This window comes from Sulfitobacter sp. F26204 (assembly GCF_026410305.1).
Lineage (GTDB): Bacteria > Pseudomonadota > Alphaproteobacteria > Rhodobacterales > Rhodobacteraceae > Sulfitobacter.
This window is the reverse complement of record NZ_JAPMLQ010000007.1, coordinates 1-14,963: the sequence shown is the minus strand read 5'-3', so window position 1 is coordinate 14,963 and position 14,963 is coordinate 1. Positions and strand designations below refer to the sequence as shown.

Genomic DNA, 14,963 nt, shown 5'->3' with positions numbered 1-14,963 from the left:
CCCGACGCATTGACCAGATGTGTTTGCATCACCCCTGCTTTGCGCCTGCATCTAAAGCCCCCGGACAGCGCCGGTCTCAGCGAGCCAATCCTGTGTTGCCTCATTTATTCCGGGAATGGGTTCGGCAGTGGCGGATTGCCTCAAATCGGCAAGGCTGGTTGTTGCAAGAACACGCCGCCATTCGGCATCCGCTTTGTGCATGACCCGTGCGATGTTGCAGGGCGTTCGGTAGTGTTTTGGTGCTGCAGCGCAGGGGCCTTTCTGACGGATTTCAGTGCAACGGAAGAAAGTTTTATGGTCCTCCAAGGCCATCACGATCTGGAGAAGTGAAACATCTTCAGCTGGTTTCGCTAGGGCCAACCCACCAGACCGACCTTCCACAGATTGAATGATCCCGGCAGCCACGAGCTTTTGCATCGCCTTGGAGAAATAACCAGGTTTGATCCCGTGGTATTCCGCCAAAGAGCGCGCTGGAATGCGCGCGCCGTCAGGCATCATAGCAAGGGCAAGGCAGGCATGAAGCCCCCACTCGACAGTTTCTGAAAGCTGCATTATAAACTCCGATAGTGTTTATCGTAGTTTAATAAAAATTCAGCGAAAGGGAAGCAGAATGTCTCACACACTAGAGGAAGAGGGGTTCACGGTTATCGGCCTGTCAAAGGTGGTCAGAAATGATGACCCAGCAGCTATTGGAGCGCTCTGGGAAGCCTTCCATTCGAGCGATGTTCGCAGAACGGTTGGTGCCGACGCTTCTGAAGATATCTACTGCGTGTATCACGACTACGAAGGGGGTTTCATGGACCCGTATCGCATGACCATTGGGTATCGCGCCTCGTCGGCAGATGCGCCAGAGGGTCTTCATAGCGCGGAAGTGCCCAAACAATCTGTCGTTACATATGAGGTGAAAGGTCCGCAGCCGGAGTCCTTGATCTCTCAATGGCAAGCCATTTGGACCGGTGACCTCAACCGATCATATCTCGCTGATTACGATGTCTATGATGCAACTGACCCAGAGACAGTCAGCGTAAGAGTAGGAGTTAGGATCTGACAAAGGCTTCCAATGCAGACATTAACGCAATCGCAGCGAAATCAAACCTTGTCCGCTTTTCAGCCATCCATGTTCCTTGCAGCTAAGGTCCGGAGCGAGCCTATTTTGTTGAAGAGGTCTTTTCTACTTTGCGCCAAGTCGTTTGATTCACTTCTCTGTGTAGGAAGAGGTGGGGTTTGACGATGATGGGTGTTCAGGAAGCACCAGCTCGGTCGTTTTAGACTTTGATCTTGAGACCCATGTCTCTGCGGACCATCTTCTGCGCGAGATTGATCGGTTTCTGGATGCCGGCACTCGTGGATGCCGCACAAACCATGATCGACCGGACAGAGGAACGCTTCGGCATCAAGCCCGACTGGTAGGCGGCGCAGACAGCCTATGGGTCGGCCGTGTCCCTGGCTTGGCTGACAATGAAACGCGGCACCATTCCGTTCATTCCTTTGGTCGACAAAGGGGAGCGCACAGAGGGCACATTCTCCCGATCAGTCTTCGATTGGGATGCAGAAAACGACCGCTATTCTTGTCCCGAAGGTCAGCATTTGTTGCAGTCTCGTCGCAGGAAAGAACCCAAAACCGGGCGGCGCAGATACCGCGCCACCATTGCCATATGTGTTGCCTGCGGGTCGAAACCAAAATGCTGTCCAGATCAATGAAGCAGTGTGTGAGGTCCGGCTGCGAGGTTGTTTGGAAAGTTTCGCCTCATGACCTAAGGTGTCAGAATGAAGCAACTATTGATCGTTTATCATTCTATGACCGGGGGCAGCCGGCAAATGGCCGAAGCAGCCTGCACCGCTGCCAGCAGCGAGGTGACGACTCAACTGAAAGCAGCCTCCGAAGCAGGGCCAGAAGATCTCTTGCAGGCCGACGGGTATATCTTTTGCGCACCCGAAAACCTTGCCGCGATCGCGGGCATGATGAAAGATTTCTTTGACCGCAGCTATTACCCGGTTCTCGGGCGGATCGAAGGGCACCCCTATGCGCAGATGGTCTGCGCCGGATCGGACGGGGCAAATGCGGCGCGTCAAACCGCCCGCATCGCACAGGGGTGGCGGTTGAAGGAAATCCAACCCCCCTTGATCATATGCACAGACGCCCAGGCACCGGAAGCGATCTTGGCGGAAAAGGTCATTCCCGAGGGAAAACTCAAACTCTGCCGCGACCTTGGCTCTGCGATGGGTGCCGGAATGCAGATGGGGGTTTTCTGACCGGGACGTGATCATCAGCTTTGCGACCGGCCTCACAGCAACGATGCACCAGTGATCACAGAGTCTCCCGGCGGGCCTTGCGTCCGGTCGGGATAAAGGGTTCCATGTCGTCGCCGTCAGACCGAGCGAACAGGTAAGAAATTTTTTTGCCTGAAGGGAAAAGTCTGACCAACACCGAATATGTGGCATTGGCCACATGCGTATCATGAAGGAGACGTGATCATGTCAAATGACAAGGGTAAATATACCACCAACGACGGAGGTGCGCCTGTCGCCAGCGACGAACATTCGCTCACAATCGGGCCAGATGGCCCCATTCTGCTACAAGATCATTACCTGATTGAACAGATGGCCGCATTCAACCGCGAGCGGATCCCAGAACGCCAGCCCCACGCCAAAGGCGGCGGTGCCTTTGGCCATTTCGAGGTGACGCAAGACGTCAGCAAATACACCCGTGCGGCAGTGTTCCAGCCCGGTACGAAAACTGACATTCTGATCCGGTTTTCCACAGTGGCCGGCGAACAGGGCAGCCCGGACACATGGCGCGATCCGCGCGGCTTTTCGTTGAAGTTCTATACAAGCGAAGGCAACTACGACATGGTCGGCAACAACACGCCGGTCTTCTTCCTGCGTGACCCGATGAAGTTCCAGCATTTCATCCGCTCCCAAAAGCGCCGCGCCGACAGCGGCCTGCGCGACCACGACATGCAATGGGATTTCTGGTCTCTGTCCCCGGAATCTGCGCATCAGGTCACATGGTTGATGGGTGATCGCGGCATTCCGAAAACCTGGCGTCACATGGACGGTTTCTCCAGCCACACTTATAGCTGGGCCAATGCGGATGGCGAAAAATTCTGGGTCAAATATCACTTCAAGACCGATCAGGGCAATGAGTTCCTGACCCAAGCGGAGGCCGACAAGATCGCTGGCGAGGATGGCGACTATCACCGACGCGACCTGTTCAATGCGATCAAGGAGGGCAATTTCCCGACATGGACGCTGCACATGCAGATCATGCCGTTCGAGGAGGCCAAGACCTATCGTTTCAACCCATTCGACCTGACCAAAGTCTGGCCACATGCGGACTATCCGCTGATCGAGGTGGGCAAACTGACGCTGAACCAAAACCCGACCGATTTCCACACCCAAATTGAGCAGGCCGCTTTTGCACCGGACAGCCTGGTGCGCGGGATCGGCCTTAGCCCCGACAAAATGCTGTTGGGGCGGAGTTTCTCCTATTCCGACGCGCACCGCGCGCGGCTGGGGGCAAATTTCAAGCAGATCCCGGTGAACCGTCCCAAATCACCCGTCCACAGCTACAGCAAGGACGGTGCCATGCGGGTCGATAACGTCAGTGATCCGGTATACGCACCGAACTCCTATGGCGGACCGCATGCGGATCCCTCACTGACCGATGATGCAGGCAAGTGGCACGCAGACGGTGAAATGGTCCGTGCCGCCTATACCCTGCGCAAAGATGATGACGATTGGGGTCAGGCCGGAACGCTCGTGCGCGATGTGCTGGATGATGCCGAACGTGCCCGTTTGGTGTCCAACGTTGTCGGCCACCTGAAGGGCGGTGTATCCGAACCCATCCTCAAACGCGCTTTTGAATACTGGCGTAATGTCGACAAAACACTTGGCGACCAAATCGAAAAAGGTGTGCGCGAAGGCTAAGCACTGAAACGACCTTTGCGCCGGGTTGAACAGCCTCGCGCAAAGGTCAATCCAACTACACGATTTCTGATCACTTCATGTCACGGCTAAGCAAGGCGCTGCGCATTTTGGAAATTCGCCCCGTGTTGCGGACATTGCAAGGGTTGCAGAATGTTCAACATGACGGGTCTGCACTGAAACCGGCAGTCTTCCGGTTTTTGCCATGTTTCCAACAAAATGGGCTCGCCGGATTTCCCTCCGATTTAATGATGTTGCGTCAGGTGCGCGATCAGCCCTCCCGCCTTTTTCAATGACAGACTGGGGTTGAGAGACATAACGAAATCGGCATGCCACAGTCTGACAAACACCCCAACAGCTTCAGTTGCGCCTGCGATTTCCATTTCAATTCGCGCGACGAATACCACTGTCAACCGACAGGTTTGAACCGCATTGGGATCGGTGCGGGACTTTGGGGCGATCCTGAAAAACTGCATCAAAATTACTTCTTTTTTGGGCGCTGAAATTCCACCCTCACCAATTTTTTTGGAAATTTTCCAAATAAAACAAAACACTATGAAGGCAACCGGCTGCGTAGCGATGCCTACATAACCATGCCTGATCTGGAATGCCACAGCGACGCGGGCTGCACACTCCCTAATCATTTTCGAAAGGACGTCTGTCTCACTGGGAACTGAGCGCGCGTATTGCACCGCGAGAGGGTGCCTGCCCGGAATTGTTTTACCTGTCTCGGGGAGTGTTCATTAAAACGTAGGATCTTTCGATTAGCTCCTAGGGCTCTGACGGGGCGCCGCAAACATTTCTCAATTGGCCCGCAATCTCGCCCCATAGGCTTTGTACTTCTGTTCGATGAAACCAGCCGGCACTTCGAGCATCGATCGATGTCTCCGACGACCCGGAAAGTAACGGAAGAGAGGACGTTTAGGCTTGGCATACACGCTCGGAAGACCACGAGGTTGGGTGATACCCGACACAATCGCCAAGGCGATCCTGTACGGCACTGCCAACTCTGCCTGCCCTGCCACCTCATACACCAAGACCCTCTGTGAAACCTGTCATCTGCTGCGCGGAAGGAACTGAGCATGCCTACGAGTTTTTCACTCTTTTTTCTGGGAATCGCCCCCGAGATTGACACTGTCGAAGGTAACAATACCTCAGAAAACCACGCAGCCCTGAACGGGCTGTCGTTTGGTGGTCCAGGCACGGAACTGTCAAAAAACATTCAGCAGCTTTCTGACACCCCAAGCAACAGTTATGGCTCTTCGGGCAGTACCTCTGCCTATGACGCTAACAATGCGGCGTCCAACGAAACGTTTTCGATCGATGGTGGTGCTCCGCAAACGCATGACGCCACCATGGCCTACAACAACACGCTCATCACCTATTCCGACGGCACCACTGCCACAGTGAATGCACTGGTGATGCAGGATACCGATGGCAATCTTTACCTTTTGCCGCCAACAAGCGGCCCAAGCACCTATTCAGATGCTCTTGAAGCGAAGCCGATTGAATCCATCACATTGGGTACGGCGGCTCCATCAGGTGGTAGCAACGTCTATGGTATGACCGCCAACCGTTACGATCTGGATTTTGCCTATGACGTTCCAACACCGAACTACATTGTCGATGGTACCGCCGGCAGCGACCTGATCGATGCCTCCTACAACGACGACCCAGATGGCGACCGTGTGGATGACAATGACAATCTCGCTGGAAATAACGACGACAAGATTGACGCAGGTGCAGGCAATGACACCGTCGTTGCCGGGGATGGCAACGACACTGTCCTTGGTGGCGAAGGCAACGATTCGATTTCCGGAGGGGTTGGTGACGACGTCATCTATGGCGATGCAAGTCTTGCCCCCCCGGTCTTCACTGTTCAATACATCGACATCAACGGTTTAACCGACAATGCCGAATCCACCTCTCTGGATACCTATTTCGATCTGACGGATGGCACGATCGATGTCAGTTCAGGCGATACCGCACCCAGCGGCGCCACGTTTCAGGTCAACCCGTTCGGAACGGCCACCACAAACGATCTAGACCCCGAGATCCAGAGCCAGGGAACACCGACCGGTATCGGCTATGGCGATAATGCGGGCCATGCATTGGTCTATTCGACCCAGATCGATGTCCAAGGCGGCACATATACCTTCGATGCAGATTTTTATAATTCTGCTGCGCTTTATATCGACGGGCAACAGGTTTTCCTGTCTGAAGGACTCGGCGCGAATACGGCGAACGGATCTGTCGTGCTCGGCCCCGGCACCCATGATGTTGTGATCCTTTACGCCAAGGATGATGAAAACGCGACCGAGCAAGACCTGAATATGACGATCAGCGGTGGGGAACTCGGCGCGAATCCGGTTCCCTTCCAGAATGCACCAATTTTTGGCACCACAACGACAGGTGCAGGCAACGACATTATCGATGGCGGCACTGGTGACGACAGTATCTTTGGTGAGGGCGGTGATGACACGATCACCGGCGGAACCGGCAGCGATACGCTTTTTGGCGATGATGGCGACGATTCATTTTTCCTTGCCCAAGGCGATGTCGCAGATGGCGGCGATGGGGAAGACCTGTTTATTCTCACCGATCTGGGGGAAGCCGGATCCAGCCCAATCACCATCGACGGCGGGACAACGGGTGAACCGGGTGGTGACACGCTTGACCTGAATGGCCTGGCCGACAGGTCCACATTGGTCTATTCCGCATCCGCTGGTGACTCAGATGCGTTTGACGGCACCATCACGATGCTGGATGGCACCATTGTGAACTTTTCAAATATCGAAAACATTATCTGCTTCACCCCCGGCACGATGATCGCGACCTCCAATGGCGAACGTGCCGTCGAAGCGCTGCGTCCCGGTGATCTGGTCCTGACCAAAGACGATGGCCCACAACCGTTGGGCTGGACCGGACAAAGCACCGTCCCCGGCACCAGCATACATGCTCCGATTACATTGGCCGCCGACCTGACCGGTGCACGGCGCCCGCTTACCGTATCTCCTCAACACCGGATGCTGATCGCCGACTGGCGTGCCGAATTGTTGTTTGGCGATACCGAGGTTTTTGTGCCGGCAAGTCACATGCTTGATTTTGAAGGTGCCGACGTAACCCCAACTGCGCGCGTGACCTATATCCATCTCATGCTTGACCGACACCATGTGATCTTTGCCGACGGCGCAGAAACCGAAAGCTTTCACCTCGCCGAAGAGGGGCTCAAGGCGCTGCACCCGCTTGCTCAGAAAGAGCTATTCACCGCCTTTCCAGAATTACGCTTTGATCGTGCAAATCACGACCTCACTGCCCGACGTTGTCTGAAACTATATGAGAGCCAGACCCTGCTTTCACGGATGTTCGCCGCGAAGAAACGTGAAAACTCCATCGCAGCCTAAAAACTGATTAGCATCAAACAGATTCCGGGTGATTTGTTTACCTGAACACGCTGGAATATTCTGGCATAAACCAGTGTAACTTTCTTGGGTGAAATATAGCCGGGCGGGGGACCACAGGTTTGATCGTGCTGTCAATCTAGCGCGGGCCAGTTCCGTGCCACGAGCCGGAAAAGGAGCGACCCAAGTGTCAATTCGTCGACCGCGACAAGACGAAATATGGCCAAGCAGGCCGGATAAGACAGGAAGGCCCTGCAACATCTCCCTTTATCCGTCGGGGCAGTTTATGGACCCCATTTACCAAACACCTTGTAACGCCTTATCAAAACAGTGACTGCGGTGCCTCCGGCAGTAAGGTCAGCTTGTCATTTCAACTTGGAAATCGCGTCTTTGGTTTTCTCAGATGCCTGCTTTTCAGGTTTGGCCAGCTTTGCAGAGTATCCCTTTACCGTCACGACGGCCTGCTTTGTTCGCTTGCCATCTTGGCATTCCGTTTACCGATTTTTACAAGCATGTCGCGAGCTTTATCTCGTTTTTCGCCATGCTATCGAGAACAGGACCAAACGCGTCCTTACAAAGAGGTTTTGCCTAAGCTTTGCCGGTCTTCCGGTCTTTGCGTGGTCGAGAATGTCGTGCCATTCATTTCTCCTGAAGTAATCCGGTCATGGGTTTGGAAAGGCATACACGCCGTAGTTTCGAATTCGGACTGCCCAAAACTTGGAGGATGTAGATGTCTGGCATTGCTCGACCATTTGGCCAATACAGGTATTGGCGGTAACTACTTTCAACTGCCAATAAACGCAGTACACATCGGGATCATTTTACATTTCTCAAATGACGACGCAGCCTGCGGTATCGACCACCCTGCGGCCAAAGGTAGGTCGTTTGTTTCTTGAAATTCAAACCGCCGCCATCGATCTGGCTGAAGTCGTCATGGATGGTTTAAGTTTGATCCCTGTCTGAAACTGGGAATGAAGGTTCCGAATCCTCAAAAAAGGCGAGCATCAGTTGCAGAGGAACGCCGCCCTCAAGTATCGCTTCTGTAAATGTTTGATCTGCAACTTCCGAAGTAACCTTTTTTGCTTCAGGTAGTTCACGTCCGGTCTCTACCAAAACACCGGTGATGCCTGGATTTACAAAATCGAAAATTTTGGAATTGAAAAACACAACATATTTCCAAATCAATTTATTTAACCAGCAATTCTCAGTAAGCCGAGTCCCAAGCATAAAGCTGATCGTTCGATAGACAGATTGATCAAGCGATCAGTAGCTGTCAAGCTTTTAGGAAATGTTCCCGTCTGAGTAGTCTTTACAGGAGTAGACTTGCGTTGTGAGCATCCCCAATTTTTGGTGTTTGCTCGGTCATAGAGGCTTGTGATTGGTCAGGCGGAAGCCGCACGCTTAGCAGCGATGGCACGCATACCCGCGCAGATGAAGAAAATTACATCATCAAATGAAAACTGAACTTCGGAGGCTGAAACGGACAACCCGGCCAAGCCGGGTAAGCGATTTTTGTGGGCGATGGCATACATCCCGACAGGTAAGGCATAAAGATATGCTTTCGCGGCGGAAAGTCGATCAAAACCGTTGTCAGTCAACAGAATCGCATCAATAAAATGAACTGCCATATTATCAAAAGCTTCAAAGGTGACAGACAATGAATATGCCTCATTGCCGAGGCCGAACTGCGCGACAAATTTGTTGAATTGTGCTTCATGCGCCGGTACTTCCTTTTCCGGCGAATTGTAGGGTTCAAACAGAACCCTGACGATATCCTCCAGTTCGGGCACACCACCCTTACCCAGCAACAGCTCAAGCTTGGCAACACGTGTTATTGTGGTTGCCTTCACCCCCCGCTGGATGACCGCGCTAAAGAGCTGTTCTTTGCTTTTAAAATGGTAGTTGATTGTAGGTTGAGCAACTTTTGCAATCTTGGCAATTTCACGCAACCCAGTGCCATCATAGCCGCGCCGCGAAAACGCTTCCAATGCAGCGTCAAGAATCGCATCATATTTATCTGCCATATCAATACCTTAAATTCCGGCCGTCCGAATCCATTCGGTTTCGGCAGTCGCCGCTTTCAACGCTATTTCTCACGATCACTTCTGAACGGTCCGCAAAATCCAATGGCTAGAATGACCGAATCTTAAATCAGGAAACAAAAATGTATGGTGAAATTCATCATTTGTTCAGTAACCTACCGCATCAATGCCCTTTAGGCCCAGCATTTTCCGTGTCTCATCCGCAGTGGCTATCTGATTACCTTGTGTTTCAAGTATGCTTTTAATCTTTTCAACCTGCTGGGCGTTCGATTCTGCCAATCGACCCCGTGCTATGAATAATGAATCCTCAAGACCAACCCGCACATGACCGCCCAACTGGGCACCCACTGCGGCCAGTTTCATCTGTTGCGCACCCGCACCGATGACTGACCATTGATAGCCATCGCCAAACAGTTTGTCAGCGGTGCGCTTCATGAAAACCAGATTGTCGATGTCGGCGGCAATTCCGCCAAGGATGCCCATCACGAATTGAAGAAAGATCGGAGTTTGAAACATCCCCTGATCCAGACAAAATTTCAGGTTATATAAATGACCGACATCATAACACTCGTGTTCGAATTTCACCCGATGTTCTGCCCCGCCAAGAGCATCGGCAACCATACGTATATCGGTGAAGGTATTTCGAAAAATATTGTTCTCTGATCCACGAATATAACCTTCTTCCCAGTCGTATTGCCAAGTCTCGTACTTCTCGGCCATCGGGTGCAGCGCAAAGTTCATTGAGCCCATGTTGAGGCTGCACATCTCAGGGCTGAACGCACGGGCTGCAGGAATGCGTTCTTCGACGGTCATTACGGGATTGCCCCCCGTCGAGATGTTAATAACTGCGTCTGTCTCGGCTTTGATGCGTGGAAGGAAGTCGGCAAAATGCTCCGGATCAACCGTGGGTGCCCCCGTTTCAGGATGGCGCGCATGCAAGTGAAGTATGGCCGCCCCCGCTTGTGCCGCCGCAATAGCCTGATCTGCGATCATATCCGCATTGATCGGCAGGGCAGGCGACATTGTCGGCGTGTGAACCGCCCCTGTAACTGCGCAAGTGATGATGGTCTTATTCATGATCTAGTCCTCGAATATCGCAACAGCGCGGGTGAAACCTGCAGAGGCTGCTTTGATCTTGAACGGGAAACAGGACACCAGAAATCCGTTCCCCGGAAGCTGGTCGAGCTGCGCAAGCTTTTCAATATGGCAATATCCAATTTCCATGCTCGCGCGATGCCCTTCCCAAATGATCTTCGGATCTTTGTCACGGGCATAACGCTCTGCGGTGATGTTGAATGGCGCATCCCAACTCCAGGCATCGGTCCCTGTCAGGCGTACACCGCGCTCCAACAGATACATCGTTGCATCGCGCCCCATACCGCATCCACGACCAAGGTAGTCCGGCTGCCCATAGCGGGCACCGGCAGAGGTGTTGACCAATACAATATCCAACGGCTGCAGATCATGATCGATGCGTTTCAGCTCTGCCTCAATATCTTCGGGCTGCACGATATAGCCATCCGAAAAATGACGGAAATCCAATTTGACACCCGCACTGAAACACCATTCCAGCGGTACCTCGTCGATAGTGATCGCCCGCTCTCCATTGTTCATTGTCGAATGATGGTGATAGGGCGCATCCAGGTGCGTGCCGTTGTGCGTGGCAATTTGCAACCGCTCAATCGCCCATCCTTCTCCGCCGGGCAATTCATCTTTTTGCAAGCCGTCAAAGAAGCTGGCGACCTGCCCCGCTGTCTGATCGTGTCCCAGATATTCGATCTGCGGCAGCATCATTTCCGGGTCTGATTGTATATCCGCCTCAAGCGCGACGGACAGGTCAAGAAAACGTCTGGGCATGGGGATCCTTTCAAAGCAGAAACGAGGTGAGACCCGGAAGGGCAATCACGATGGCCAAGCAAATCAACATCAACGCGGCAAAGGGGGCCGCCCCGATGAAAATATCCGAGAGCGTAATCGTTTTGTCATGCAGGGTTGATTTGATGACATAGACGGAAATGCCAAAGGGCGGTGTCAACAATCCGATCTCGATCGCAATAACGGTGACGATCCCGAACCAGATCAGATCAACGCCCATGGGTTGCAATACCGGCAGCATGAGAGGCACCAGAATCAACATGATCGAAGATGAATCAAGGATCATCCCGAACAGGACGACCACCAGGCAATAAAGACTGATAAGTGCGATCAACCCAAGGTCCGCATTGACCACAAGCGCCCCGAAGCCGCCTGGAAGGCCGGAAAACGCCAGCATGCGGCTGTACATCTGCGCCGCAATGATCAGGAAACAAACCGAGGCCGTGACCATTCCGGTTTCAACCAATATCCGCCACAGAGCACGAGGCGAAAGCGTGCCCTTGGCGAACCCGAAAAAAAGCGCGCCAACAGTTCCGATGGCCCCTGCCTCGACCGGCGTGAACAACCCGCCATAAATGCCGCCAAGCACCAATGCGATCAGCAAGGTAATTGGCATACCCTTGGCAATGAGTTCCGAAGCGGTCACACCGTCTTCATTCGGGCTCAAGTTCTCGCCTACAAATCGCGGTGTAAAAATAGCCATTAATATCGTACCTGCACCAAACAAGACTGCCAGCAATAGACCCGGACCAATACCCGCAACAAAAAGATCACCAATGCTTTGTTCGGTCAGCAATCCATAAAGGATCAACAACAGACTGGGCGGAATCAACATGCCCAGAACCGAAGATCCGGCCACCAACCCCACGGAAAAGCGCGCAGTGTAACCATGTCGGCGTAATTCAGGCACGGCGATTTTGGTGAACACAGCAGCAGAAGCAATCGAGATACCGGTAATGGCCGCGAAAATGGTATTGGCGGCAATAGTACCTATCCCGAGCCCCCCTTTGATCCTCCGAAATGCGCTATTTGCAACCTCAAAGGCATCGCGCCCCATTCCACTTTCGCTGACGATAAACCCCATTAGCACAAACAGCGGCACAACCCCGAAAAAATAGGACGAGATTGCATCGTTTGCCGCCAAGCCAAGCATTTTTGACGCAAGCAACGGTGACCCTTTGATCGCCCAGACACCAACAAACGAACAGGCAATCAGAGCGATGGGCACATACATCCCCAGTAGTACCAGCAGCGCCATCACACCCAAAGCAACAAGGCCAATGTCAAAAGGTGTCATTGCACAAACCTACGTATAATCCGGGCAATGAACTGCAATGCCAGCAAGATGCAGCCCAAAGTCAGCATCGTCTTGATTGGCCAGGTAGGCGCGGTGAAGTCACCGATCGCACCGACAAAATCGCTGCGTAGCCACGACCGTATCATCATTGGCCAATGGGCATAAAGAATTGCCAGGAGAACCAAGACCCCCACCAGATCAAAGGCTGTCTCAAGCCCTTTGGCCAAGGTCGGAACCCGTTTGTGCAGTATGTCGATCATCCCGTCACTGCGGGTCATGCGCCCCGCCTTCAGAGCCTGCGGCGCTTGCAGGAAAACAATTGCCACAATTGAAAGGGATACCAATTCGGGCACACCGGACAGTGGCGCACCCAGCAAGTTGCGCCCCGCCACGTCTGCCGTGATCAACCCCACAAGAGACACAATCAACAAAGATCCCAGAACATTGGCCGCCAGCGTCACAAGGTCCAGTGCTGCAAGCAGCCGGCTGGGCATCACTCCTTGTCCCAGTCTCGCAGTGGTGTCGCGCCTGCATCGCGCATCGATTGCATATAGAGGCCCAAAATTTCGGTGCCGGGTTTACCCTGCGCATCCAGCCCTGTGGCCCATTCCCTGGCAGCGTTGTCCATGCCAGCAGCCCAGGCCTGGCGCATCTCTTTGGAAGCGTCGGTTATTGTGGCACCATTTTCGCCCATCACCTTGATCGACGTGGCAACACCTTCTTCCAGCGAAGCAAGATACCATTCGCGTGCAGCGTCTGCACCTTCGCTCAAGGCGGTTTTGACTTCCTCAGGCAAAGCCCCGTACCAATCTGCATTCGCGCAAAGAGCACCGGCAAATTGTGCCCCAAGACCTGCGCGGGTCACATAGGGCGCAACCTCATAAAGTTTGCTTGGCAGTGCCGCAGAGGCAAATACGATGACACCGTCATAAACGCCGGTTTTCAGCTCATTATAATAAGTGGTCAGGTTGCCCGACACACCCACAGCGCCTGTCCCCTTAAGCCAGTTGAGCGCCGCCCCGGGTGCCGCAAGCTTGCGCCCGTCCAGATCATCCAGGCTCGCAACGGGAAAATTTGTCATCAAAAGATAGTCATCAATGCCAACAGGTGCCCCAAGATATACAACACCGTTTTCAGCATAAGCCGAGGTCATCCGGGTATCCTCGCGATGCAATTTATCCATCAGTTCTGAAACCTGGCGTGGGTCGTCGCTGACAAAAGGCGTGTAATATGTTACATTCTGCACGCCGAGTTTGGCCGGATCGAAAAGCGACTGGCAAATCCCGATCTCGGCCAGACCTGCCTCAACGGTTTCCAACTCGTCACCCACTTTGGCAATGGCACCGCCATATTGACCGTCAAAGGAAATGGAATGACCGGATCCCTCAAGTAAGGTCTGCACTTGAGGAATGAAGGCCTCATCAACCATCTTGACCCAGCGAAATACACCCGGATGTCCCGCCACGACGGTTGCATTGAATTCTTCGGCCTCAACAACGCTCGTCATGCTGAACAGCGCTATCGCTGCCATTTTCAACCACTTCATCACATTTCCTCCCAGTTTGAATTTGATTTATTGTTTTCGGCCAGCGCCTTTGTCCCCCCGATGACAAAACATACCAAAGCCGCGGTCAAAGCTGCGGTCCCTGTCTGACGGGTAATTCCGATCAACCGTTCCATTCGTCCGTCACGTGAAATGACCGATGCCAAAACGCCGAGGGCAAATTGATAGATCATACCCGCGGTGGCACGATCGAGGCCGGTGCGTTCAAAGGCATCCAGAAACATCCTGGCAGTCGGATCGTAACATTCGCGGACCAGATCCTGATCGCGAACGCGGCCCGCAATGAGACCGGCAAAGATGCGGGCATAGGATTTGCCGCCACCTTCCGGGCCCAATGCTGGCCTGAACAATGCATCCAGTATCTGCATCTGCGCAGCTGAATCACCGGCATCAAATTCGACCCTGTTCAACAAGGTGACCCGCGCATGGTTGATCCGCTGTGAGCGGTGGCGGATAACCTCGCCGTACAGATGTTCCTTGTTGCCAAAGTGATAATGCAGCAAAGCCTGGCTCACCTGTGCACGCTTCGCAATCGCTTTCATTCCTGCACCTTCGAACCCTGCCTCCGCGAATTCAACTTCGGCGGCAACCAGGATGGCGATTTGCATGGAAGAAAGGTTTTCTGTCTGTCTGGGTTTCTCGGCTTGCATGGTGCCATTCAACACCTGACTGATTGGCCAGTCAAATTTTTAGTACGTCAATTGCCGAGGCAAAGACAGACCACACCGTTTGATTTTTTTGTATTTTTATCGTTAGAGAGATATTTATGTTTCTGAGTTCTTGTTAGGTTTGGCGATGACCTACTCTCCCACGCCTTAAGACGCAGTACCATCGGCGCTAAGGCACTTAACGGCTGG

Annotated in this window: 14 protein-coding genes and 1 pseudogene; 5 read left to right on the top strand and 10 right to left on the bottom strand. The window is 53.2% G+C overall.

What is annotated here, in order from left to right; all coding sequences use genetic code 11:
• Positions 1-51: 51 nt before the first annotated feature.
• A complete protein-coding gene (locus tag OS190_RS15355) occupies positions 52-552 on the bottom strand; it encodes an RrF2 family transcriptional regulator (RefSeq protein WP_267159601.1) in 501 nt (166 codons plus the stop codon).
• A gap of 58 nt (positions 553-610) precedes the next feature.
• On the opposite strand from OS190_RS15355, the gene OS190_RS15350 reads away from it, so the two are divergent.
• The 4 genes and pseudogenes from OS190_RS15350 (at position 611) to OS190_RS15335 (ending at position 3,930) form a co-directional block, all read left to right on the top strand.
• Positions 611-1,048, top strand: coding sequence for a GyrI-like domain-containing protein (locus tag OS190_RS15350; RefSeq protein WP_267159600.1), 438 nt, complete (start codon positions 611-613; stop codon positions 1,046-1,048).
• A 290-nt stretch (positions 1,049-1,338) separates the two neighbouring features.
• A pseudogene (locus OS190_RS20650) lies at positions 1,339-1,695 on the top strand (IS5/IS1182 family transposase); the annotation flags it as partial.
• Positions 1,696-1,767: 72 nt separating this feature from the next.
• Positions 1,768-2,253 (top strand): flavodoxin family protein, encoded by a 486-nt coding sequence (locus tag OS190_RS15340; protein ID WP_267159598.1) that lies wholly within the window; start codon positions 1,768-1,770, stop codon positions 2,251-2,253.
• A gap of 222 nt (positions 2,254-2,475) precedes the next feature.
• On the top strand, positions 2,476-3,930 hold the full coding sequence (locus OS190_RS15335) for a catalase (RefSeq protein ID WP_267159597.1): 1,455 nt from the start codon (positions 2,476-2,478) through the stop codon (positions 3,928-3,930).
• Positions 3,931-4,172: 242 nt separating this feature from the next.
• Here the strand turns inward: OS190_RS15335 and OS190_RS15330 are convergent, their stop codons facing one another.
• Complete coding sequence (locus OS190_RS15330; RefSeq protein WP_267159596.1) at positions 4,173-4,541, bottom strand: hypothetical protein; 369 nt, start codon at positions 4,539-4,541, stop codon at positions 4,173-4,175.
• A 468-nt stretch (positions 4,542-5,009) separates the two neighbouring features.
• On the opposite strand from OS190_RS15330, the gene OS190_RS15325 reads away from it, so the two are divergent.
• Positions 5,010-7,331: a Hint domain-containing protein gene (locus OS190_RS15325; RefSeq protein WP_267159595.1), complete on the top strand. Its 2,322-nt coding sequence runs from the start codon at positions 5,010-5,012 to the stop codon at positions 7,329-7,331.
• A gap of 939 nt (positions 7,332-8,270) precedes the next feature.
• Here the strand turns inward: OS190_RS15325 and OS190_RS15320 are convergent.
• The 8 genes from OS190_RS15320 to OS190_RS15285 form a co-directional block, all read right to left on the bottom strand.
• Positions 8,271-8,495, bottom strand: a complete 225-nt coding sequence (locus tag OS190_RS15320; protein WP_267159594.1) for a hypothetical protein — start codon at positions 8,493-8,495, stop codon at positions 8,271-8,273.
• Between the two features lie 215 nt (positions 8,496-8,710).
• Complete coding sequence (locus OS190_RS15315; protein ID WP_267159593.1) at positions 8,711-9,352, bottom strand: helix-turn-helix domain-containing protein; 642 nt, start codon at positions 9,350-9,352, stop codon at positions 8,711-8,713.
• Between the two features lie 165 nt (positions 9,353-9,517).
• The gene (gene kce / locus OS190_RS15310) at positions 9,518-10,447 is read right to left on the bottom strand and encodes a 3,5-dioxohexanoate:acetyl-CoA acetone transferase (protein WP_267159592.1); all 930 of its coding nucleotides are present in this window, start codon (positions 10,445-10,447) and stop codon (positions 9,518-9,520) included.
• A 3-nt stretch (positions 10,448-10,450) separates the two neighbouring features.
• Positions 10,451-11,227, bottom strand: coding sequence for a cyclase family protein (locus tag OS190_RS15305; protein WP_267159591.1), 777 nt, complete (start codon positions 11,225-11,227; stop codon positions 10,451-10,453).
• Between the two features lie 10 nt (positions 11,228-11,237).
• Positions 11,238-12,542, bottom strand: coding sequence for a TRAP transporter large permease (locus tag OS190_RS15300; RefSeq protein WP_267159590.1), 1,305 nt, complete (start codon positions 12,540-12,542; stop codon positions 11,238-11,240).
• Positions 12,539-13,036: a TRAP transporter small permease subunit gene (locus OS190_RS15295; RefSeq protein ID WP_267159589.1), complete on the bottom strand. Its 498-nt coding sequence runs from the start codon at positions 13,034-13,036 to the stop codon at positions 12,539-12,541. The genes OS190_RS15300 and OS190_RS15295 overlap by 4 nt, the downstream gene beginning before the upstream one ends.
• Entirely contained in the window at positions 13,036-14,088 is a 1,053-nt protein-coding gene (locus OS190_RS15290) for a C4-dicarboxylate TRAP transporter substrate-binding protein (protein WP_267159588.1), read from the bottom strand. Before OS190_RS15290 ends, OS190_RS15295 begins: the two co-directional genes overlap by 1 nt.
• A complete protein-coding gene (locus OS190_RS15285) occupies positions 14,088-14,714 on the bottom strand; it encodes a TetR/AcrR family transcriptional regulator (RefSeq protein WP_267159587.1) in 627 nt (208 codons plus the stop codon). The genes OS190_RS15290 and OS190_RS15285 overlap by 1 nt, the downstream gene beginning before the upstream one ends.
• Positions 14,715-14,963 lie beyond the last annotated feature (249 nt).

Bases quoted from the DNA above. Each gene is read 5' to 3' on its own strand.
- OS190_RS15355 (WP_267159601.1), bottom strand. From the start codon at position 552: ATGCAGCTTTCAGAAACTGTCGAGTGGGGGCTTCATGCCTGCCTTGCC.
- OS190_RS15350 (WP_267159600.1), top strand. From the start codon at position 611: ATGTCTCACACACTAGAGGAAGAGGGGTTCACGGTTATCGGCCTGTCA.
- OS190_RS15340 (WP_267159598.1), top strand. From the start codon at position 1,768: ATGAAGCAACTATTGATCGTTTATCATTCTATGACCGGGGGCAGCCGG.
- OS190_RS15335 (WP_267159597.1), top strand. From the start codon at position 2,476: ATGTCAAATGACAAGGGTAAATATACCACCAACGACGGAGGTGCGCCT.
- OS190_RS15325 (WP_267159595.1), top strand. From the start codon at position 5,010: ATGCCTACGAGTTTTTCACTCTTTTTTCTGGGAATCGCCCCCGAGATT.
- OS190_RS15315 (WP_267159593.1), bottom strand. From the start codon at position 9,352: ATGGCAGATAAATATGATGCGATTCTTGACGCTGCATTGGAAGCGTTT.
- kce (WP_267159592.1), bottom strand. From the start codon at position 10,447: ATGAATAAGACCATCATCACTTGCGCAGTTACAGGGGCGGTTCACACG.
- OS190_RS15305 (WP_267159591.1), bottom strand. From the start codon at position 11,227: ATGCCCAGACGTTTTCTTGACCTGTCCGTCGCGCTTGAGGCGGATATA.
- OS190_RS15300 (WP_267159590.1), bottom strand. From the start codon at position 12,542: ATGACACCTTTTGACATTGGCCTTGTTGCTTTGGGTGTGATGGCGCTG.
- OS190_RS15295 (WP_267159589.1), bottom strand. From the start codon at position 13,036: ATGCCCAGCCGGCTGCTTGCAGCACTGGACCTTGTGACGCTGGCGGCC.
- OS190_RS15290 (WP_267159588.1), bottom strand. From the start codon at position 14,088: ATGAAGTGGTTGAAAATGGCAGCGATAGCGCTGTTCAGCATGACGAGC.
- OS190_RS15285 (WP_267159587.1), bottom strand. From the start codon at position 14,714: ATGCAAATCGCCATCCTGGTTGCCGCCGAAGTTGAATTCGCGGAGGCA.